At 71.6% G+C, this 19,664-nt stretch carries 20 protein-coding genes; 9 read left to right on the top strand and 11 right to left on the bottom strand.

The genetic code is table 11. The annotated features are described in order from the left end of the window. Positions 1-16: 16 nt before the first annotated feature. Positions 17-949, bottom strand: a complete 933-nt coding sequence (locus DJ010_RS02395) for an NAD-dependent epimerase/dehydratase family protein (RefSeq protein WP_109692009.1) — start codon at positions 947-949, stop codon at positions 17-19. 135 nt (positions 950-1,084) lie between these two features. Here DJ010_RS02395 and DJ010_RS02390 point away from each other — a divergent pair, with 135 nt between their 5' ends. Further along, the gene (locus DJ010_RS02390; RefSeq protein ID WP_109692008.1) at positions 1,085-1,786 is read left to right on the top strand and encodes a TetR/AcrR family transcriptional regulator; all 702 of its coding nucleotides are present in this window, start codon (positions 1,085-1,087) and stop codon (positions 1,784-1,786) included. A 5-nt stretch (positions 1,787-1,791) separates the two neighbouring features. Here the strand turns inward: DJ010_RS02390 and DJ010_RS02385 are convergent, their stop codons facing one another. Genes DJ010_RS02385 through DJ010_RS02375 form a run of 3 tightly spaced genes read right to left on the bottom strand, consistent with a single transcriptional unit; the run spans position 1,792 to position 5,584 of the window. Next, positions 1,792-3,255: a PH domain-containing protein gene (locus DJ010_RS02385; RefSeq protein ID WP_146207236.1), complete on the bottom strand. Its 1,464-nt coding sequence runs from the start codon at positions 3,253-3,255 to the stop codon at positions 1,792-1,794. Further along, positions 3,252-3,746: a PH domain-containing protein gene (locus tag DJ010_RS02380; protein ID WP_109692006.1), complete on the bottom strand. Its 495-nt coding sequence runs from the start codon at positions 3,744-3,746 to the stop codon at positions 3,252-3,254. The genes DJ010_RS02385 and DJ010_RS02380 overlap by 4 nt, the downstream gene beginning before the upstream one ends. 47 nt (positions 3,747-3,793) lie before the next feature. After that, positions 3,794-5,584, bottom strand: a complete 1,791-nt coding sequence (locus DJ010_RS02375) for an acetyl/propionyl/methylcrotonyl-CoA carboxylase subunit alpha (RefSeq protein ID WP_109692005.1) — start codon at positions 5,582-5,584, stop codon at positions 3,794-3,796. A gap of 168 nt (positions 5,585-5,752) precedes the next feature. On the opposite strand from DJ010_RS02375, the gene DJ010_RS02370 reads away from it, so the two are divergent. Next, entirely contained in the window at positions 5,753-6,949 is a 1,197-nt protein-coding gene (locus tag DJ010_RS02370) for an acyl-CoA dehydrogenase family protein (RefSeq protein WP_109692004.1), read from the top strand. A gap of 94 nt (positions 6,950-7,043) precedes the next feature. Here the strand turns inward: DJ010_RS02370 and DJ010_RS02365 are convergent, their stop codons facing one another. Further along, positions 7,044-7,652 (bottom strand): Maf family protein, encoded by a 609-nt coding sequence (locus tag DJ010_RS02365; RefSeq protein ID WP_109692003.1) that lies wholly within the window; start codon positions 7,650-7,652, stop codon positions 7,044-7,046. A 95-nt stretch (positions 7,653-7,747) separates the two neighbouring features. Between DJ010_RS02365 and DJ010_RS02360 the strand changes: the two genes are divergently transcribed. Beyond that, positions 7,748-8,266 (top strand): sigma-70 family RNA polymerase sigma factor, encoded by a 519-nt coding sequence (locus tag DJ010_RS02360; RefSeq protein WP_109692002.1) that lies wholly within the window; start codon positions 7,748-7,750, stop codon positions 8,264-8,266. Beyond that, the gene (locus DJ010_RS02355) at positions 8,259-9,470 is read left to right on the top strand and encodes a hypothetical protein (protein ID WP_109692001.1); all 1,212 of its coding nucleotides are present in this window, start codon (positions 8,259-8,261) and stop codon (positions 9,468-9,470) included. The genes DJ010_RS02360 and DJ010_RS02355 overlap by 8 nt, the downstream gene beginning before the upstream one ends. A gap of 10 nt (positions 9,471-9,480) precedes the next feature. Here the strand turns inward: DJ010_RS02355 and DJ010_RS02350 are convergent, their stop codons facing one another. Genes DJ010_RS02350 through DJ010_RS02335 form a run of 4 tightly spaced genes read right to left on the bottom strand, consistent with a single transcriptional unit; the run spans position 9,481 to position 13,660 of the window. After that, positions 9,481-10,563 (bottom strand): DNA glycosylase AlkZ-like family protein, encoded by a 1,083-nt coding sequence (locus tag DJ010_RS02350; protein WP_109692000.1) that lies wholly within the window; start codon positions 10,561-10,563, stop codon positions 9,481-9,483. A gap of 7 nt (positions 10,564-10,570) precedes the next feature. After that, the gene (locus DJ010_RS02345) at positions 10,571-12,241 is read right to left on the bottom strand and encodes a DUF885 domain-containing protein (protein WP_109691999.1); all 1,671 of its coding nucleotides are present in this window, start codon (positions 12,239-12,241) and stop codon (positions 10,571-10,573) included. Positions 12,242-12,293: 52 nt separating this feature from the next. Then, positions 12,294-12,644: a DUF4345 family protein gene (locus DJ010_RS02340; RefSeq protein ID WP_109691998.1), complete on the bottom strand. Its 351-nt coding sequence runs from the start codon at positions 12,642-12,644 to the stop codon at positions 12,294-12,296. A gap of 26 nt (positions 12,645-12,670) precedes the next feature. Then, entirely contained in the window at positions 12,671-13,660 is a 990-nt protein-coding gene (locus tag DJ010_RS02335; protein WP_109691997.1) for a helix-turn-helix transcriptional regulator, read from the bottom strand. A gap of 86 nt (positions 13,661-13,746) precedes the next feature. Here DJ010_RS02335 and DJ010_RS02330 point away from each other — a divergent pair, with 86 nt between their 5' ends. Next, on the top strand, positions 13,747-14,862 hold the full coding sequence (locus DJ010_RS02330) for an epoxide hydrolase family protein (protein WP_109691996.1): 1,116 nt from the start codon (positions 13,747-13,749) through the stop codon (positions 14,860-14,862). 71 nt (positions 14,863-14,933) lie between these two features. Here DJ010_RS02330 and DJ010_RS02325 read toward each other — a convergent pair whose 3' ends face one another. Then, a complete protein-coding gene (locus tag DJ010_RS02325) occupies positions 14,934-15,170 on the bottom strand; it encodes an acyl-CoA carboxylase epsilon subunit (RefSeq protein WP_109691995.1) in 237 nt (78 codons plus the stop codon). Beyond that, positions 15,170-16,783, bottom strand: a complete 1,614-nt coding sequence (locus DJ010_RS02320) for an acyl-CoA carboxylase subunit beta (protein WP_109692482.1) — start codon at positions 16,781-16,783, stop codon at positions 15,170-15,172. The genes DJ010_RS02325 and DJ010_RS02320 overlap by 1 nt, the downstream gene beginning before the upstream one ends. 76 nt (positions 16,784-16,859) lie before the next feature. Between DJ010_RS02320 and DJ010_RS02315 the strand changes: the two genes are divergently transcribed. From DJ010_RS02315 to DJ010_RS02300, 4 genes are all read left to right on the top strand, one after another. After that, complete coding sequence (locus DJ010_RS02315; protein ID WP_245927145.1) at positions 16,860-17,672, top strand: biotin--[acetyl-CoA-carboxylase] ligase; 813 nt, start codon at positions 16,860-16,862, stop codon at positions 17,670-17,672. A gap of 24 nt (positions 17,673-17,696) precedes the next feature. After that, entirely contained in the window at positions 17,697-18,224 is a 528-nt protein-coding gene (locus DJ010_RS02310; protein WP_109691994.1) for a PH domain-containing protein, read from the top strand. Then, positions 18,217-19,197 carry an adenylate/guanylate cyclase domain-containing protein gene (locus DJ010_RS02305; RefSeq protein ID WP_245927144.1) on the top strand — a complete coding sequence of 327 codons (981 nt, stop codon included), beginning with the start codon at positions 18,217-18,219 and terminating at the stop codon, positions 19,195-19,197. Before DJ010_RS02310 ends, DJ010_RS02305 begins: the two co-directional genes overlap by 8 nt. Before the next feature lie 108 nt (positions 19,198-19,305). Continuing rightward, entirely contained in the window at positions 19,306-19,644 is a 339-nt protein-coding gene (locus DJ010_RS02300; RefSeq protein WP_109691993.1) for a winged helix-turn-helix domain-containing protein, read from the top strand. Positions 19,645-19,664: the final 20 nt, after the last annotated feature.

The following is a 19,664-nucleotide window of genomic DNA, read 5'->3' as shown; positions in this document are numbered from 1 at the left end:
GGCCACGCTAGCCGGGTCAGGCCTGCTGCGAGCGCCACCAGTCGACGGTCTCCTGCACCGCGACGTCGAAGTCGGTCGGCTTGAGCCCGAGTCGCTCCTCGCTGCGGCGGGAGTCGAGCACGAACGGAGCGGTGAACTGGAAGCTCATCTCGGCAAGCTCGCGGGTGTCGCGGTGGACGACACCGACAGCGCGAAGCACGCCGGGCGAGATTGCCCTGACCCGGGGGACGGGCACACCGCCGGCCACGGCGAAGGCGGCGATCAGCTCGCGCTGCGTCACCGGCGCCGCGGTCGGTGCGTGGAGGAAGCTGTTCCACAGCGAGCGTTCTGCCGCGGCCCGGATCATTGCCGCTGCCAGGTCCGGCACGTAGGTGAACGAGTGCGGCTGGTCGAGGCTGCCCAGCACGCGCATCGTCCGTCCGGCGAGGATCGTCGGCACCATCCGCTCTCCGGCGTGGGAGCTACGGACGAGCGGTCCGAAGAAGTCCGAGGCGGCCACGCTCACTGTCGACGTCGACGATGCTTCGCGGGCGCGGAGCAGCTCGGTGCGGACACCTGGCTTGCCGGCGGTCGCCGTGCGCGGAAGATCCTCGGTCATCGGACCGTCCACAGCGCCGTACGCGTAGAGACTCTCGGGGAACACCACCACGGCACCGGTCCGACCGGCCGCCTCCAGGACGGACCGCTCGGCAGGGATGAGCTCGGCACGCCAGGTGCGGGCGTCGTACCGCGAGCCGTGGGCGCAGTGGTGGACCGCGCTGGCGCCGGCGACGGCGTCCGTCAGCTCCGCGATCTGCGACGCATCGACCCGACGCCGCTCGACCAGCGGGTGGTCAGGGCCGCTGCCGGGGCGGGTGAGTACGCGGACCCGCTGACCCTGATCGGCGAGCTGGAGGGCGACGGTGCTGCCGACGGGGCCGGCGCCCGTGACGACGTGGAACTGGTCCATGGGGTGTCCTTCGGGAGAGTCTGGATGAAAGAGAGAGCACTGCTCTCTATGACGACGGAACCACAAAGCACATCCGAAATCAAGAGCAGTGCTCACATTTGAGAAAACTGTTCACGGATGTGACACGATGCGGTCATGGCTGGCACTCCGAGAGAACGCGCTCGTGCGCGCACGATGGAAGACATCACCCGTATCGGGCGCCAGCACCTCGCTGAGTACGGCGCCGCCGCCCTCTCGCTACGGGCCGTGGCCCGCGACCTCGGCGTGGTGTCGTCGGCGGTCTACCGTTATGTGAAAAGTCGCGACGACCTGCTGACGCTCCTCGTCGTCCACGGGTACGACGAGCTCGCCGACTCGGTCGCAGGTGCGGTCGCGGAAGTGCCGAAGGAGCACCACCGCGACCGTTTCCTCGCCCTCGGCCGAGCGATCCGCCGGTGGGCGCTGACCGAGCCGGCGACGTACGCACTGCTCTACGGCTCGCCCGTCCCCGGTTACCGGGCGCCTGCCGAGCAGACCACGGAACCGGGCACCCGGGTGGCGCGGATCGTCCTCGAGCTCGCGTCGGAGGCGCACGCCGCCGGACGGCTGGAGCTGCCGACGGAAGCGGACGCGCCGACAACGCCGGAGCTCGCGGCCGGGCTCGAGGGGATCCGCACGCAATTCGCCGTGACGCTCCCCGACGAGGCCCTCTCCCGCGGCGTCCTGACCCTGGCAAGCATCTTCGGCTGCATCAGCTTCGAGGTGTTCGGGCAGTACGGGCCGGACGGCCTCGGCGATCCCGAGGCGCTGTTCGAGCAGCACCTCCAGGTGCTGGCCGACCAGGTCGGCCTGCACTGACCCGGTCAGCGGGTGGGCGACGCCAGGAACTGGCCGACCAGCTCGGGGGTGAGGTCGTGGGCGACCTCCACCGCCCGCTCGGCCGGCAGGTCGAGCGCTTCGACCTTGCCCTGCCCGCCGGCGGTGGTCGCGGCCAGCGTGGTGAGCCCGGCGCGTCGTTGGAACCAGGTGTCGGTGGTGGTCCAGCCGATCACGTGGCCCGACGCGAGGGCGTCGCGGTGCCGGAGGAGCGAGCCCGACCGGGTGACGAGGTAGCCGTCGACGACCGCGTGCCCGAGCGAGCGCACCCGGTCGGCGGCGAGCGCGGCCGCGCCGGCGAGCAGCAGCACCGGCAGGACGAGGAGGGGCGCCGGGGCGCCCGCGACCACGGCGGCGACCAAGTAGATGGCGGGGACGGCGGCCGGCAGGAGGGCGCGCGCCCAGCGGCGGCGTACGGCGGCGCGGCCGTGCTTCTCCAGCGGCCCCGAGACGGGCCGGTCGGTGCCGAGGACGCCAGCCGCCGCGCGTCGTACGACGGCGTCGGGCGCCGGTGGGACGAGGACCGCGGACCCGCTCTGGCCCTTGTCGAGGCCGGTGACGATCGCCGAGAGCCGTGCGCCGCGGGCCAGGCGCAGCCCCGGCGGCTCCGAGACCGAGACCCCCGCCAGCCGGTCGACGTCCAGCGTGGTCTCGCGGGTGGTGAGCAGGCCGCGGCTGACGTGCCAGGTGTCGGGGTGGCGCTGCAGCGTGAACTCCCAGTTGGTGACCAGGTAGCCGAGCACCGTCAGTGCCAGCACGATGAGGCCGAGTGCGACGACGGCGGCGAGGACCACGACGGTCGCCTGCGCGGCCAGGTCCTCGGCGATCGCGTCGGCGTCGATGTCGATCTCGCCGAGGAACTGGGTGCCGCCGCCGACGACGCCACCGAAGATCACGATGCCGGTGCTGGTGAACGGCGCGAACCTCAGCCAGCGGTGCTCGTAGGCCGCCGCGGGCGGTGGCAGGCCGGGGAGCGTCGCGCCAGCGTCGTCCTCGGTCTCCTCCGCGGCCACAGCGGAGTCGGCCAGCAGGAGGGAGCGGAGCTGCTGGGCGTCCCCGGCCTCGAGCCCGTCGAGCTTGAGGTTGTCGCTGAGGCCGCCGCCACCGGTGCCGATCGTCATCGTGGTGAGGCCGACGAGGCGGTGGATGGGCGTGGACTCGAGGTCGATCGTGCGCACCCGGTCGATCGGCGTCGAGAGCAGCTGACGGTTGAGCAGGCCGCGACGCAGCTCGACGCGGCCGTCGGCGATCCGATAGCTGGTGGTCAGGTAGCGGACCACGCCGAGCCCGAGCGGGATGCCGACCGCGGCCAGTGCGAAGAGCGGGTTGCCGCCCTGGGTGGCGCCGAAGACGGCGGCGGCCAGCAGGGGGACGACGTACTTGCGGATCTCGTCGATCGGGTGGACGAGCAGCATCCGCGGGTCAAGGCGCAGCCACTGCCCGTCGCTCACGTGGCGTCGCCCCCGGCCGCCTCTGCGTTGCGGGTCAGCCGCTCGGACAGCTCGAGCGCCAGCGGGCGGTCCAGGCCCTCGATCCGCAGCGGGCCGGCGGCAGACGCGGTCGTGACGGTCAGCGTCGACAGCCCGAACAGCCGGTCGATCGGACCCTGCGCGAGGTCGACGGTCTGCACCCGTGACATCGGCGCGATCCGCCGCTCGCGCGCCCACCAGCCGCGCTGGGTGTAGACCGCGGTGTCGGTGATCTCCCAGCGGTGGACGGCGTAGCGCCAGCGGGGTACGACGACCGCGTACGCCGCTCCCACGAGCACCGCGGCGCCGAGGACCCACCAGCGCGCGTCGTACTCACGCCAGACGAGGGCGCCCACGAGCAATCCGATCACGCCGATCCCGGCGGTCAGGCCGCACTGCAGCTGCCAGAGGGTCCGAGCCTTCGGGCTGACGCGGTGCGCCGGGTCGCGGAGCACGAACGCGGGCTCGGTCACGGACCGAACCTATCCAGGGCGTGGCTGGCTCCGATGAGCCGGGCTGGTCAGCCCTTGAGCTCGCAGATGACCTCGCCGTTGCCGACGGTGGCGCCGACCTCGGCCCTGAGGCCGGTGACCGTGCCGGACTTGTGGGCCTTGAGCGGCTGCTCCATCTTCATCGCCTCGATGACCACGATGGCGTCGCCCTCGGCGACCTCCTGGCCCTCCTCGACGACGACCTTGACCACCGTGCCCTGCATGGGGGAGGTGACGGAGTCGCCGCTGGCCGCGGCGCCGGCCTTCCGGCCGCCGGAGCGCTTGGGCTTCTTCGCGCCACCGGCGCCGCCGGTGGCGGTCAGCCCGCCGAGACCGGCCGGGATGACGACCTCGACCCGCTTGCCGCCGACCTCGACGACGACCTTCTGCCGCTCGCCCTCGTCCTCGGACTCGCCCGGTGCGCCGCCGTAGGGCGTGATCTGGTTGTCGAACTCCGTCTCGATCCAGGTCGTGTAGACGTCGAACGAGCCCTCGCCGGTCGGGTTCGAGGCGCCGACCCAGGCCGGGTCGTCGACGATGACCTCGTGGAACGTGATCGCGGTCGGCATGCCGTCGACCTCGAACTCGCTCAGCGCGCGGCGCGAGCGCTCGATGGCCTGGGTGCGGTCCTTGCCGGTGATGATCAGCTTGGCGACCAGTGAGTCGAACGCGCCCGGCACGGTCTCGCCGACCTCGTAGCCGCCGTCGAGGCGGACGCCGGGCCCGGCCGGGGGGCGCCAAGCGGTCAGGGTGCCGGGCGCCGGCATGAAGTTGTTGCCGCCGTCCTCGGCGTTGATGCGGTACTCGATCGAGTGGCCGCGGATCTCCGGGTCGCCGTAGCCGAGCTCCTCGCCGGCCGCGATGCGGAACATCTCGCGGACCAGGTCGATGCCGGTGACCTCCTCGGACACGCAGTGCTCGACCTGGAGGCGGGTGTTGACCTCGAGGAAGGAGATGGTGCCGTCGGCGGCGACGAGGAACTCACACGTGCCGGCGCCGACGTACCCGGCCTCCTTGAGGATCGCCTTGGAGGAGTCGTAGAGGCGCTGGACCTGGTCGTCGCTGAGGAACGGCGCAGGGGCCTCCTCGACCAGCTTCTGGTGGCGCCGCTGGAGCGAGCAGTCGCGGGTGGAGACGACCACCACGTTGCCGTGCTGGTCGGCAAGGCACTGGGTCTCGACGTGCCGCGGCTTGTCGAGGAACTTCTCGACCAGGCACTCGCCGCGGCCGAACGCACCGACGGCCTCACGGACCGCGGACTCGTAGAGGTCGGGGATCTCCTCGAGGGTGCGGGCGACCTTGAGGCCGCGGCCGCCGCCGCCGAAGACCGCCTTGATGGCGACCGGCAGGCCGTTCTCCTTCGCGAACGCGACGACCTCGTCGGCGTCCTTGACCGGGTCCTTCAGGCCCGGGGCGAGCGGGGCACCCGCCTTGAGGGCGATCTGCTTGGCCTTGGCCTTGTCGCCGAGGGCGTCGATCGCGTCGGGGGAGGGGCCGATCCAGATCAGGCCCGCGTCGAGGACGGCCTGGGCGAACTCGGCGTTCTCGGCCAGGAAGCCGTAGCCGGGGTGGACCGAGTCGGCGCCGGACTGCTCGGCCGCCCTGATGATCTTCTCGATGTCGAGGTAGGAGTCGGCGGGGGTGGCGCCGTCGAGCGCGTAGGCCTCGTCGGCGAGCCGGACGAAGAGCGCGTCGCGGTCGGGGTCGGCGTAGATCGCGACGCTTCCGATCCCGGCGTCCTTGCACGCACGGATCACTCGGACCGCGATCTCCCCGCGGTTGGCGATCAGGACCTTCTGGAGCGGCTTTGCCTCGGTCACGCGAATCTCCCCTGTCGTCCGGAACGCTCGGCAGTCTAGGGCTCACCGGGACCGGTCCTTCACCGGGCGTTCAGTTCTGGGACCGGACCTGTGATCGCCCGGTTGGCTACCGATCAGTAGGCGTTCTCGTGGTTAACAATCGTTAACCTGCGGGCTACGATGCGTGCCATGACGTTCGAGCTGTCCCGTGAGCACGAGGAGTTCCGCCGTACCGTCCGTGACTTCGCGGAGGCCACGATCGCGCCGCACGTCGCGCAGTGGGACAAGGACCACCACTTCCCGGCCGACGTCGTGCAGCAGATGGGCGACCTCGGGCTGTTCGGGCTGGTCGCACCGGAGGAGTACGGCGGCGCCGGCCTCTCGCCGGAGGACGGCCCGTTCACCTCGTTGTGCCTCGCCATCGAGGAGCTCGGTCGCGTCGACCAGTCGCTGGGCATCACGCTCGAGGCGGGCGTGGGGCTGGGGATCAACCCGATCCTGACCTACGGCACCGAGGAGCAGAAGAAGGCGTGGCTGCCGGACCTGGTGGCCGGGCAGCGGCTCGCGGCCTTCGGCCTCACCGAGCCGGGCGCGGGCTCCGACGCCGGTGCCACCCGCACCAAGGCCGTCCTCCACAACGACGAATGGGTCGTCAACGGCAGCAAGCAGTTCATCACCAACTCCGGCTCCGACCTGACCTCGCTGGTGACCGTCACCGCGCGCACCGGCACGCGGGAGGACGGGTCGGCGGAGATCTCGGCGATCGTCGTGCCCGCGGGCACGCGCGGCTTCACGGTCGAGCCGGCCTACGACAAGCTCGGCTGGCACATCTCCGACACCCACCCGCTGTCCTTCGAGGACTGCCGGGTGCCCGCCGACCACCTGCTCGGGGAGCGCGGTCGCGGCTACGCCCAGTTCCTCGCGACCCTCGACGACGGCCGGGTCGCCATCGGCGCGCTCGCGGTCGGCCTGATCCAGGCGTGCGTCGACCTGTGCGTCGAGTACGCCGGGGAGCGGCAGACCTTCGGCGGCCCGATCGGCCGCAAGCAGGGCGTGGCGTTCCAGGTCGCCGACCTCGAGGTGATGCTCCACGCCTCCCGGCTGCTGGTCTACCGGGCCGCCGCGATGAAGGACGCCATGGGCACTCCCGGCGGCCCGTCGATGAAGGACTTCAAGCACGCCGCCTCGATCGCCAAGCTCTACTCCTCGGAGTCCGCGGTCACCGCCACCCGGATCGCGACCCAGGTCTTCGGCGGCTACGGCTTCATGGAGGAGTACGCCGTCGCCCGCTTCTACCGCGACGCCAAGATCCTCGAGATCGGTGAGGGCACCTCCGAGGTGCAGCGGATGCTCATCGCCCGCGGGCTCGGCCTGCCCGTCGAGTAGCCGACCCGGCTCGAACTCGCACAGCAGAAGTGCCGAGCCGTCGCAAACTCGCACGTCCTCTGCGAGTTTGCGACGGGTCGGCGGGTCTTGAGCGTCAGTTTGCGACGGGTCGCCAGAGGTCGGTCCAGGCGTGGCCGAGCTCGAGGACCAGGTCGCGCAGGAGGGGGAGGCTGACACCGACGACGTTGTGGTGGTCGCCCTCGATGCCGGTGACGAAGCCGCCGCCGAGACCGTCGACGGTGAAGGCGCCGGCGACGTAGAGGGGCTCGCGGGTGGCGACGTAGGCGTCGATCTCCTCGTCGCTGACGTCGGCGAAGAACACGGTGGTCGACGCGGTGGCGGCGGCGACCTGGCCGGAGGCGGTGTCGCGCAGGCAGTGGCCGGAGTGGAGGACGCCGGAGCGGCCGCGCATCGCCCGCCAGCGCCGTACGGCGTCCTCGGGGTCGGCCGGCTTCCCGAGCGCCTGGCCGTCGAGCTCGAGCACCGAGTCGCAGCCGAGCACGAGTGACCCCGACGGGACCTCTTCGCGTCCTTCGACCGCGGCGCACTTGAGCTCGGCGAGCTGCAGCGCCATCTCGAACGGAGGCAGCCCGTCGGCCACCGACTCGTCGACCCCGGACACGATGACGGTCGGGTCGATGCCTGCGCTGCGGAGCGTGGCGAGCCGGGCGGGGGAGGCGGAGGCGAGCACGAGATGCGGCACGTCAGGAGACTATGCGGCGATCGCGGCAACCTTCGCGGGGGCTCGTGGGTCGAACCCACGAGACGACCACGACGGGCCACGAAGGAGGAGGTGCGATGCACGCGGAACCTGCGGATGCGATCCAGCGCTGCTTCGACGCGTCGTACCGACGCCTCGTCGGCCAGCTGTACGGCGTCTGCGGCGACCTCGCGGAGGCCGAGGACGCCGTGGCCGAGGCGTTCGCCCGGGCGGTGAGCCGGCGCCGGGCGTTCGAGCGCCTCGACAACCCCGAGGCCTGGCTGCGGACGGTCGCGGTCAACGTCGCCCGCTCCCGCCATCGCCGGCGAGCCCTCGGCGAACGCCTGCTCGGCAAGACACCCGCTCAGGGCGAGGGCCGGCAGCCGGACCTCAGTGAGGACCGGATGGCGCTCGTCACCGCACTCCGCACGCTGCCCGACCACCAGCGCGAGACCCTCGCGCTCCACTACCTCGCCGACCTGCCGATCGCCGAGGTCGCCGCCACGCTCGGCGTGCCGCTCGGCACTGTCAAGGCCCGCCTCAACCGGGGCCGGGCCGCCCTCGCCATCGCTCTCGGGACCGACGCCGCCGAAGTGTTCGGAGGATCCCATGCATGACATCACCCAGCGGGCCGCCGAGGCGGCTCACGTGCCCAGCTTCGACGACGTGCTCGCCCGCGGGCAGCGCCGTCGCAGGATCCGCAACGGCGCGGTCGCCGGCATCGCCGCGACAGCCGTCGTGGCGATCATCGGTGGCGTCCAGCTCGTCGACCCCGGCGGCGGCAACATCCCGCAGCCCGCGCCGTCGGTCCCGACCCCCACCCCGACGCCGACCGACGAGGAACCGACCGAAGCCACCGACGCGAGCGAGCTGGACCAGCTCGTCGACGACCCGGGCGCCCTCGTCGTCGACGCCGCGGTGACCGGGAACGCCGCGACCGCCGTGCTCTGGCAGGTGACCGGCCGCGACCAGTCGGGACTGGCGATCAGCGGCGACGGCTACGCCACCCGCCACCTCCAGAAGCTGCCGATTCCCGGCGAGGTCGTCTCCGCCGGCGACGCCTTCCTCGTCCGCGACCAGACGATGTCGAAGGCCTGGGTGGCCGGCCCGGACGGCTCCTGGACCCGGGTCGTGGTGGCGGGGCCGGAGGCTCCCGTCACCGAGGGCGAGATCCCGCTGGCGATGAGCAGCGGTCTGATCGCCGTCGACCCGGCGACAGCCCGCGCGCACCCGGTCGACGCTCCGGACATGGCGTGGGAGATCGACTTCTACGGGGGACGTTTGACGGCGGTCACCACCGTCATCGACGGGTCCGGCACGGAGGAGGTGACCTACCAGTGGTCGGACGACGGGGGCGCGAGCTGGCAGTCGGCCGGCTTCGACCGGGAAGCGATGTCGACCGAGGTGGTCGTCCCGACCGCCGCCGGCACCCCGCACGTGATCGCCCTCAACCGAAGCGGCGGCGTCGCGCCGCTGGACTCCGTGCTGACGATGCCCGCCGAGGGCGGCGGCTTCACCGAGACGTCGTACGACGGCGAGCGGGCGACCATCTCCGGAGCCTGGGCCGTCGACGGGGAGATCCACTTCCTCGGCGACCTCTGGGGCGAGAGCGCACCGCGCGAGTCCGGTGTCTACCGGTGGGACGACGGCAGCCTGGAGCTGGTCCCGTCCTCCGCGCCGGAGGCGACCGACGCCGACCGTTCGGTGCTGGTCGACGTCGCGGACACCCGTGGCGGACCGACCGTGCTGATCGCCGTCGAGGACCGGCTGTTCCGCTCGACCGACGGCGGCGCGACGTGGGAGGAGATCGCCGGCCGCTGAGGCGAGCACGTCAGCTCCGTACGACCTCCATCCCGAGCCAGGCGGCGAGAGCGTCGATCTCCGCGTCGACGGCGTCACCGATCTCGGGGTCCCACGGGAAGTCCTCGTGCACGGCGAAGACCCGGAGCACGCCGTGCTTGCGGTCGGCCTTCGCGTCCAGCTTCCCGACCAGCCGGTCGCCGTGGAGGATCGGCAGCGCGAAGTAGCCCCACCGCCGCTTGGCGGCAGGCTTGTACATCTCCAGCACGTACTCGAAGTCGAAGAGCGCCAGCGCGCGGTCGCGGTCGTAGACCAGCCGGTCGTACGGCGACAGCAGGGCGGTCCGCGGCTCGAACGGCTCCTCGGCCGCGGCGAGGGCGTCCGGATCGGCCCGCCAGTCGCCGGCCACGCCGTCGATCTCGACCGGCTCCCCGAGCCCGGCAGCGCCGATCTCCTCGCCCATCACCTTCGAGGTGGTGCGGGCGATCCCGAGCGAGGTGAGCCGCCGCGCATCGAGGAGCGCCCGCGCCTCGTCGTACGACGGCACCTCGAGGTCGGCCGGGTAGACCCGATGGGGGACGTCCCAGGTGCGGAGCTTTCCGCGCCGGCCGCTGATCGCCACCTCACCGGTGCGGCAGAGCAGCTCCAGCATCCGGTCGACGTTCTTGTCGTTGGTCCAGCCCGAGGACTGCCACGGCACCTGCGCGGTGTCGGGGATCTCCGCCGCCGTGAGCGGTCCCTCGGCGGCCAGCAGCCCGATGACGTCGTCGCGGAAGCGGGCGTTGGCCTCGATCCACGCGTACCCGCTCGGGTGCATGCGGTCCGGCGCCGTCGCGAGCACCAGGCCGATGTCGTCCATCGGCCGGATGAACGAGGAGTGCTCGACCAGCGAGCGTTCCTCCTCGACCGCGAACCGCAGGTCGGAGTGGTCGTAGGTGCTGCCGAGCCGTGACCACGCGACCAGGTCGACGTTCGGTGCGATCGCCGCGGTCGGGTCGACCTGGAGCAGCGTGAGGTGGTCGACCGTCGCGACCAGCGACTCCGGGCGGTAGGCGTCGAGCAGCTGCGCCCGGACCGCGATCCGGCGCGCCTGCTCGCGGTCGAGCGTGGTCACGCGCCCGTCACAGACGACCGAGCGCAGCCTTCAGCGGGTCGAGCCCGATCGAGCCGAGGTCGAGCGCGGCGGTGTGGAACTCCTTGAGGTCGAAGGCCGCGCCCTTGCGGGCCCGCACCTCGTCGCGCGCCTGGAGCCAGATCCGCTCGCCGACCTTGTACGACGGCGCCTGGCCCGGCCACCCGAGGTAGCGGTTGACCTCGAAGCCGAGCTGGCCGTCCTCCATCCGGGAGTGCGCCCGCATGAACTCGAAGACCTTCTCCCCGTCCCAGACCTCGCCGGGCCGCCAGCCGAACGGGTTGTCCGCCGGGATGGTCAGGCCGAGGTGGACGCCGATGTCGACGATCACCCGCGCCGCCCGGAACCCCTGCATGTCGAGGAAGCCGAGCCGGTCGCCCGGGTCGTCGAAGTAGCCGAGCTCGTCCATCAGCCGCTCGGAGTAGAGCGCCCAGCCCTCGCCGTGACCGCTGACCCAGCACAGCAACCGCTGCCAGCGGTTGAGCAGGTCGGCGCGGTGGACGACCTGGGCGCACTGGAGGTGGTGGCCGGGCACGCCCTCGTGGAAGACGGTCGTGGTCTCCCGCCACTTCGAGAAGATCTCGTGGTCGTCGGTGAACGAGAACCACATCGTGCCCGGGCGGGAGAAGTCCTCCGAGGGCGGCGTGTACCAGGCGCCGCCGTCGTTGATCGGTGCCACCTTGCAGGCGATGGTGCGGATCGGCTCGGCGATGTCGAAGTGCACGCCGTCGAAGCTGGCGAGGATCGTGTCGGCCTTCTCCTGCATCCAGGCCTCGAAGCCCTCGCGGCTGCCGCAGTCGCGGGCCGGGTCGAGGTCGAGCGCCTTGACCGCGTCGTCGATCGAGCCGCCGGACACGATCCGTTGCGCGGTCGCGGTCATGTCGTCCTCGATGCGCTTCAGCTCCTCCCAGCCCCACCGGTAGGTCTCCTCGAGGTCGACCTCCGCGCCCAGGAAGTAGCGCGACTCCAGCGCGTAGCGGTCGCGGCCGACGCCGTCGGCATCACGTCCCTGCGGCGCCAGGTCGGTCTCGACGAACCGCCCGAAGTCGGCGTACGACGCCGACGCCGCTGCCGCCACCGAAGCCAGCCGGTCGCGCAGCCCTTCGGGCGCCTCGGCGACCAGGTTGCCGAAGTAGTCGCCGGACGCGCCCTCCTGCCCGGTCCAGCCGCGGATCTGGCTGGCCACCTCGACGTACTGCCGGCGCGCGGACACCCGGCCCGCGGCGGCCTCGGCCTCGAGCGTCTCCCGGTAGCCGGCGAGCGCCGTTGGGACGGCGGCCAGCCGGTCGCCGACGGTCTGCCAGTCCTCGTCGGTCTCGGTCGCCATCAGGTCGAAGACCTCGCGCACGGCGTGGATGCCGCTGCTGATCACCGAGAACGCCGAGCGGTCGAAGCCCGCGTCGATCTTCTCCACCTCGAGGCCGGTGCGCTCGACGAACGCCTCCTTGGCGACCCGCTCCCGCTCGTCGACCGGCTCGATCGCGGCGACCTCCGCCAGCGCGCGGCGCTGCAGCTCGTCGCGCGCGTCGAAGCCCGCGGGGGAGAGGTCGGGGAGCCGGTCGTCGTGACCGGCGATGCCGGCGAACGTGGCGGTGATGGGGTCGAGGGCGACGACGTCCTCGACGTACTGGTCGGTCCGAGCATCCACGGGTCGCGTCATGCGGTGACCCTATGTCGGCGCGCGGACAGCGCGCACCGGAGATTCGCGGCGGCTAGGTCCGCGCCTGCCGGGCGCCCACCAGCAGTGCGGCAGCGATCGCGGACTCGAGGAGGATGAAGCCCGCCATCTTCGGGCTCGGCGGTCCCTCGAACACTGCGGACGCGGCCCGGCCCGCGGCCATGCCGGCGGTCGCGATGCCGACGGCCGTCGCGGACGACGGCGCAGCCACCAGGCTGGCGGCCCACGCGAGCGGCAGGCCGCCGTACACCGCGCGGATCTCGGTGCGCGAGTCGGCGTTCGGCGCCGTGCCGCCGATGACGGCGGGCACGACGGCGGGCTTGAGGAAGGAGGCCAGGCCGAGGCCGGCGTACGACGCGGCGCCGAAGGCGATCAGACGGTTCATGACCCGATCCTGCCCGGCCGCAAGGGTCAGGGCATCCGACCGCGGTCGGATCCTGCGACCGCGCCGGCGTAGCGGTCGGCCAGCACCCGGAGGTGGTCGACCAGGGCTTCGGGGGACTCGACCGTGAAGTCGATGCCGAGCATCCCGATCCACACGGCGACCACCTCGAGGCTGTCGCCGCCGGTGACGAGCACGCTGCGGCCTCCGGGGAGCGGCTCGACGGTGCCGACAGCAGGGTTGATCCGCGCGAGCACCTCCTCGGCGGGTGCGTCGATGACGAGCCGGGCGTGGACCGCCCAACCGGTGCGCGCCACCTCGCGGACGACGAGCTCGGTCAGGTCGCTGGGGGGATCGACCGGCCGGAAGCTCCGACCGCCCGGGGTGCGGAGGGTGAGCCAGTCGACCCGGTACGGCGACCAGTCGTCCGCGGCCGGGTCCCGGCCGACGACGTACCACCGACGCTGCCAGGCCACCATCCGGTAGGGCTCGATCTCGACGCGGTCCTCCTCGGCCGAGCCGGGGACCGCGTAGAACGCCCGCAGCCCGCGGTGGTCGCGGATCGCCGCGGCGATCTCGGTGAGGACGGCGGGGTCGACCTCGGGGTCCTCGACGTTGGAGTCGGTGTTGACCGGCCCGGCGCTCGTCGCGTCGCGCAGCGCGGCCAGCTGGCGGCGCAGCCGGTCGGGGAGCACGTGCTCGAGCTTGGTGAGCGCCCGACCGCCGCTCTCCTCGAACCCCGCCACCCCGGTGACCGTGCGCAGGCCGACCGCCACCGCGACCGCCTCCTCGTCGTCGAGCAGCAGCGGCGGCAGCTTGGCGCCGGCGCCGAGCCGGTAGTGACCGGCGCGGCCCGGCGTGCCGTGCACGGGATAGCCGAGCTCGCGGAGCCGTGCGACGTCGTTGCGCACGGTGCGGTCGGTCACGCCGAGTCGCGCGGCGAGCTCGGGTCCGCTCCAGTCGACCCGCGCCTGCAGGAGCCCGAGCAACTCGAGGACGCGTCCGGACGTAGGTTTCATGAGGTTGTTTTATCAGGAATGAACTGTTCCTAGATCGTTCCTAACGTGGGCCTCACCAAGAAAGGCCACGACGAAAGGCACACCCCATGTCCGAGCAGATCACCCCCTTCGCCATCCACGTCTCCCAGGCCGAGCTCGACGACCTGCAGGCCCGCCTCGCCCGCACCCGGTTCGCGCCGGCCGTCCCGGGCGACTCGTGGGACTACGGCACCCCCGAGTCCTACCTCCGCGACATGGTCGAGCGGTGGCAGTCCTTCGACTGGCGCGCGGTGGAGGAGCGGGTCAACGCGTTCCCGGGCTTCGTCACCGACATCGACGGCCAGCGGATCCACTTCCTGCACGTCCGGTCGAAGCACGAGGACGCCACCCCGCTGATCCTCGCCCACACCTACCCGGGCTCGATCCTCGACTTCCTCGACGTGATCGGCCCGCTGGTCGACCCCGAGGCCCACGGTGGCAAGGCGGAGGACGCGTTCCACGTGGTGGTGCCCTCGATGCCGGGCTTCGGCTGGTCCACCCCGGTCGTCGAGACCGGCTGGACGATGAAGCGGGTCGCCGAGGCCTACGACGTGCTCATGCGCCGCCTCGGCTACGCCTCCTACGGGATCCACGGCTCCGACGGCGGCGCGATGATCGGCCGCGAGCTCGCGGTCCTGCAGCCCGAAGGCTTCCTCGGGGCCCACGTGCTGCACCTCTTCTCGTTCCCGTCCGGCGACCCGAGCGAGTTCGAGGGCTTCGGGCCCAAGGAGTACGCCGCCCTCGAGCACATGCAGTGGTTCCAGTCGGTCGGCGGCTACAACTCGATGAACGGCACCCGTCCGCAGACGGTCGCCGCCGGTCTGGCCGACTCGCCGGTCGCCGTCCTCGCCTACAGCGAGCTGTTCGAGAACTTCGGCAACGGCACCAGCCTGGTCCGGCCCGAGCAGGTCCTCGCCCAGGCGACGTTCTACTGGCTGACCAACACCTACGGCTCGGCCGCCCGCTACCACTTCGAGGAGCAGCGCTCGGGCGCCGAGCCGGTCGTCAGCCAGGGCCGGATCGGCGTCGCGGTCTTCAAGGACGACTTCCAGACCATCCGGTCGCTGGCCGAGCGCGACAACGCCAACATCCAGCACTGGTCGGAGTTCCCCCGCGGCGGCCACTTCGCCGCGATGGAGGTCCCCGAGGACGTCGTCTCGGATCTGCGGGTGTTCTTCGCCTGATCGCCCCGCGCAGCCGCGGACGTCATCCGCCTCGCACCTCGGAAGGTGCGAGGCGGATGACGTCCCGCTGTCTAGCGTCCGCCGCGGGCGCTGGCCTGCCAGGCACCCCGGTGGTGCTGGAGCGGCTGGCGCATCCGGCGGGCGGGGGCGGCCCACTCCGAGCGGGGCTTCTCGGGAGCCGCCTCACCGCCACCCATCGCTGCGAAGACGGCCACGATCGCCGCGACCTCCTCAGGAGTGGCGTCGGGGGTGATGACCTTGAGCAGGGGCTGCTGCTCCGGCTGGTCGGGGGTGATCTCCTCGGCCATCAGAGCGGGATGTTCCCGTGCTTCTTGGGCGGAAGGGTCTCCCGCTTCGTCTTCAGCAGTCGCAGCGCGCGGACGATCTCGACCCGCGTCTCGTGCGGCTGGATGACGGCGTCGACGTAGCCGCGCTCGGCGGCGATGTAGGGATTGGCGAGGGTGGTCTCGTACTCGTCGATGAGCTCGGCGCGCTTGGCCTCGACGTCGCCGCCCTCGGCCTCGACGGCCGCGAGGGTCTTGCGGTGCACGATGTTGGCGGCGCCCTGGGCGCCCATCACCGCGATCTGGCCGGTGGGCCAGGACAGGTTGATGTCGGCGCCGAGGTGCTTGGAGCCCATGACGTCGTAGGCGCCGCCGTAGGCCTTGCGGGTGATGATCGTGACCAGCGGCACGGTCGCCTCGGCGTAGGCGTAGATCAGCTTCGCGCCGCGGCGGATGATGCCGAGGTGCTCTTGGTCGACACCCGGCAGGAAGCCAGGCACGTCGACGAAGGTCAGCACGGGGATGTTGAAGGCGTCGCAGAACCGCACGAAGCGGGCGGCCTTCTCCGAGGCGTCGATGTCGAGCGTGCCCGCGAACTGCATCGGCTGGTTGGCGACGACGCCGACCGACTGCCCCTCGACCCTGCCGAAGCCGACGATCATGTTCGGCGCGAAGAGCGGCTGCACCTCGAGGAACTCGCCCACCCCGTCGTCATCCGTGTCGAGCACCGTCGCGATGACGTCGTGCATGTCGTAGGGCTGGTTCGGGGAGTCCGGGATCAGCGTGTCGAGCGCCAGGTCCTCGTCGGTGAACGCGAGGTCCGCGACCTCGTCGTACGACGGCGCCTCGTCCATGTTGTTCTGGGGGAGGAAGCCGATGAGCGCCTTGACGTACTCGATCGCGTCCTCCTCGTCGGTGCCCATGTAGTGGGCGTTGCCCGACTTGGTGTTGTGGGCCCGGGCGCCGCCGAGCTCCTCCATCGTGACGTCCTCGCCGGTCACGGTCTTGATGACGTCGGGACCGGTGATGAACATCGCCGAGGTCTGGTCGACCATGATCGTGAAGTCGGTGACGGCGGGGGAGTAGACGTGGCCGCCGGCGCAGTTGCCCATGATCAGGCTGATCTGCGGGATGACGCCGGAGGCGTGCACGTTGCGGCGGAAGATCTCGCCGTAGAGGCCGAGCGAGACGACGCCCTCCTGGATGCGGGCGCCCGCACCCTCGTTGATGCCGATGATCGGGCACCCGATCTTGATCGCCAGGTCCATGACCTTGCAGATCTTCTCGCCGTAGACCTCGCCGAGGGAGCCGCCGAAGATCGTGAAGTCCTGGCTGAACACGCAGACCTGGCGGCCGTCGATGGTGCCGTAGCCGGTGATGACGCCGTCGCCGTAGGGCCGCGACTTCTCCAGGCCGAACGCGGTCGAGCGGTGCCGGGCCAGCTCGTCGAGCTCGACGAAGGACCCCTCGTCGAAGAGCATCTCGATCCGCTCGCGGGCGGTCTGGCGACCCTTCGCGTGCTGCTTCTCGACCGCCTTCTCGCCGGCCGCGTGGACCGCCTCGTCGAGCCTCTTCTCGAGGTCCGCCAGCTTGCCGGCGGTGGTGTGGATGTCGGGGGTCTCGACAGGCTCGACCACCGGGTTGCCGGGGTCCTCGGTCGCTTCGGCACTCACGATGTTTCCCTCCTTGGAGTTGTAGGGAAGGGTAGTGGCCGTGACGGGACACTCGGACCAGCGCCCACCCCTCGACGCCCACGTGCTCGCCGATGAGATCGGGCTCACACCCGACCTGACCCTGGAGCTGCTCCCGGAGAGCGCGTCGACCAACCAGGTCGCTGCCGACCGCGCGCGCGAGGGCGCACCGGACGGCCTGCTCGTGGTGGCCGACCACCAGACCGCCGGCCGCGGCCGGCTCGACCGCACCTGGGAGACGCCCCCGGGTGCGGCCGTCACGTTCTCGCTCCTGCTCCGGCCGACCGTGCCGGCCGCGGCGTGGCCCTGGCTGCCGCTGCTCACCGGCCACACGGTCGCCAAGGCGCTCACCTCGTTCGGCTACGACGCCAAGGTGAAGTGGCCCAACGACGTGCTCATCGACGGTCAGAAGGTGGCCGGCATCCTCGTGGAGCGGATCGAGACCGACGCCGGACCGGCTGCAGTGGTCGGTGTCGGCATCAACGTGACGACCGACGCCGAGGAGCTCCCCGTGCCGACGGCGACCTCGCTTGCGCTGGCGCACGACGACCGCACCCCGACCCGCGAGGGCGTGCTGCTGGGCGTCGTGGCCGCGGTGCGCGAGGGGTACGACGCGTGGCAGGCCGGCGGGTCCGAGGCGGCGGCGCGGCTCGCGTCGTCGTACGTCGCCCACTGCGCGACGGTCGGCCAGGACGTGCGGGTCGACCTGCCCGGCGGCACCTCCCTCTCGGGGCGGGCCGTCGACGTGGACCTCGACGGGCGGCTGGTCGTGGAGACCGCTGGCGGAGTCGAGAAGGTCGGTGCGGGCGACGTGGTGCACGTCGTTCCGGAATGACCGACCTGGTGGGATGATCCTCGCGTGGCCATCTCAGAGAAGCTGCTGAACCCTGGCGAGAAGCTGTACATCTCCACACGCCAGCACCCCAAGGCGCTGTTCCTCCCGATCCTGGCGCTGGTGGTCTTCCTCGCCATCGGCGTGGCGGTGCAGGTGCTGCTCGGCGACGGCGACGGCGCGACGTGGGCCTCCCGTGCCGTGTGGGTGCTCTGCGCCCTCGGCATCCTCTGGTACACCGTGCGGCCGTTCTTCGTCTGGCTCACGACCGTCCACGGCATCACCGACCGCCGGCTGATCACGCGCCGCGGCATCATCACCCGCAAGGGTCACGACATCCCGCTGGCCCGGATCAGCGACGTCCAGATGGAGGTCAACCTGATCGACCGGCCCTTCAACTGCGGCACGCTCGTGATCGCCGACGCGTCGACGTTCGGCGAGGTGCGCCTCAACGACATCCCGCACGTCGAGGCCACCCAGCGCCAGATCAACGAGCTCCTGCACGCGATCCACGGCGGCAACGCCCACCGGCGCGGCGCCGACGAAGGTGTCTGACGGGGATCCCGGCGGTCGCTTCGCGCCACCCCAGCTCGACCTCGAGCCGACCCTGACCGCGGCCGAGGTGGCCGACCGGGTCGGGATGCCGCTCGAGCAGGCCCGCCGGCTGTGGCGCACCCTCGGCTTCCCCGAGCGCGGTGACGAGAAGGCCTACTCCGAGGAGGACGTGATCGGCCTGACCGCCATCGCCGACGTGATGCGGGACGGGCTCGTCGACTTCGACCGCGCGCTCAACGTCGTCCGCGGTGCCGGCCTCAGCATGGCCCGGCTCGCGGACTGGGAGATGGGCGCGCTGATCCAGCCGATCGAGGACCAGTACGCCGACAACGGTGCCCCGCCGAGCACACCGACCGAGGCGACCGCCTGGGCGCTGGAGCGGTACGGCGACCGGTTCGAGGTGGTGCTGCTCTACGCCTGGCGTCGCCACCTCGCGGCCGCCGTCGCCCGGCTGGAGTCGATGCGCGCGATCGCCGCCGACCCGCACACCACCGACCTGACGGTCGGGTTCGCCGACATCGTGAGCTTCACGGCGCTCTCCAACGAGCTGACCCGGGAGAAGATCGGCGACCTGGTCGAGGTGTTCGAGGCGCGGTGTGGCGACGTGATCGCGGTCAACGGTGGCCGGCTGGTCAAGAGCATGGGCGACGCCGTGCTGTTCGTGAACGAGGACGCCCTCCGCGCGTTCGCCACCGCCGAGGGGATCATCAAGGTCGTCGGCCGCGACAAACGGATGCCGGACGTCAGGCTGGGGCTCGCGACCGGGTCGGTGGTGCTGCGGCTGGGCGACGTCTACGGCCCGCCCGTCAACCTCGCCGCCCGGCTCACGCAGGTGGCCCGTCGCAACCGGATCATCGTCGACCACGACACCGCCGGGCGGCTCCCGGCCGACCAGTTCGAGACCCGCCCGCTACCAGCGCGACCGATGCGCGGGTTCGGCGTGATGGAGCCGCTGACGGTCCGCCGGATCTGAGGCCAGGAACCGTCTGGTTCTCTCATCCGATAATGAAAAGTCTCGACCAATTGCAAAATTTAACGGGATCCCCCACGACGAGGGTGCGCTCATTCCTACGTTGTGCGTGTGTTCGAGGTGCAGGACGTGCGGCTCGACCCGGCGAGCCGCCGTGCGTGGCGTGGGGACCGGGAGGTTCGGCTGTCCCGCAAAGAGTTCGATCTCGTCCACGCGCTCATCTCCAGAGCGGGCTCGGTGGTCACCCGGGACGAGCTGATGCGAGAGGTCTGGAACGCCACGTTCTGGACCTCTTCCAAGACCATCGACGTCCACCTCGGCTGGGTGCGCCGCAAGCTCGGTGACGACACCCGCCACCCCACGCTGATCACCACCGTCCGCGGCCAGGGGCTGCGGTTCGAGACCGGCGCGCTGGCCGGACCGCCCGCCGAGGTGCCCGTCAAGGCCTAGCCCCGAGCGCGCTCGGTAGG

It is taken from the genome of Nocardioides silvaticus (assembly GCF_003160695.1).
Classification (GTDB): Bacteria; Actinomycetota; Actinomycetes; order Propionibacteriales; family Nocardioidaceae; genus Nocardioides; species Nocardioides silvaticus.
The sequence above is the reverse complement of the archived record's forward strand: the minus strand, read 5'-3'. Positions and strand labels throughout refer to the sequence as shown.

What these genes read in the sequence shown, in the direction of transcription:
- DJ010_RS02395 (WP_109692009.1), bottom strand. Translation starts at nt 949, where the DNA reads ATGGACCAGTTCCACGTCGTCACGGGCGCCGGCCCCGTCGGCAGCACC.
- DJ010_RS02390 (WP_109692008.1), top strand. Translation starts at nt 1,085, where the DNA reads ATGGCTGGCACTCCGAGAGAACGCGCTCGTGCGCGCACGATGGAAGAC.
- DJ010_RS02370 (WP_109692004.1), top strand. Translation starts at nt 5,753, where the DNA reads ATGACGTTCGAGCTGTCCCGTGAGCACGAGGAGTTCCGCCGTACCGTC.
- DJ010_RS02360 (WP_109692002.1), top strand. Translation starts at nt 7,748, where the DNA reads ATGCACGCGGAACCTGCGGATGCGATCCAGCGCTGCTTCGACGCGTCG.
- DJ010_RS02355 (WP_109692001.1), top strand. Translation starts at nt 8,259, where the DNA reads ATGCATGACATCACCCAGCGGGCCGCCGAGGCGGCTCACGTGCCCAGC.
- DJ010_RS02345 (WP_109691999.1), bottom strand. Translation starts at nt 12,241, where the DNA reads ATGACGCGACCCGTGGATGCTCGGACCGACCAGTACGTCGAGGACGTC.
- DJ010_RS02340 (WP_109691998.1), bottom strand. Translation starts at nt 12,644, where the DNA reads ATGAACCGTCTGATCGCCTTCGGCGCCGCGTCGTACGCCGGCCTCGGC.
- DJ010_RS02335 (WP_109691997.1), bottom strand. Translation starts at nt 13,660, where the DNA reads ATGAAACCTACGTCCGGACGCGTCCTCGAGTTGCTCGGGCTCCTGCAG.
- DJ010_RS02330 (WP_109691996.1), top strand. Translation starts at nt 13,747, where the DNA reads ATGTCCGAGCAGATCACCCCCTTCGCCATCCACGTCTCCCAGGCCGAG.
- DJ010_RS02325 (WP_109691995.1), bottom strand. Translation starts at nt 15,170, where the DNA reads ATGGCCGAGGAGATCACCCCCGACCAGCCGGAGCAGCAGCCCCTGCTC.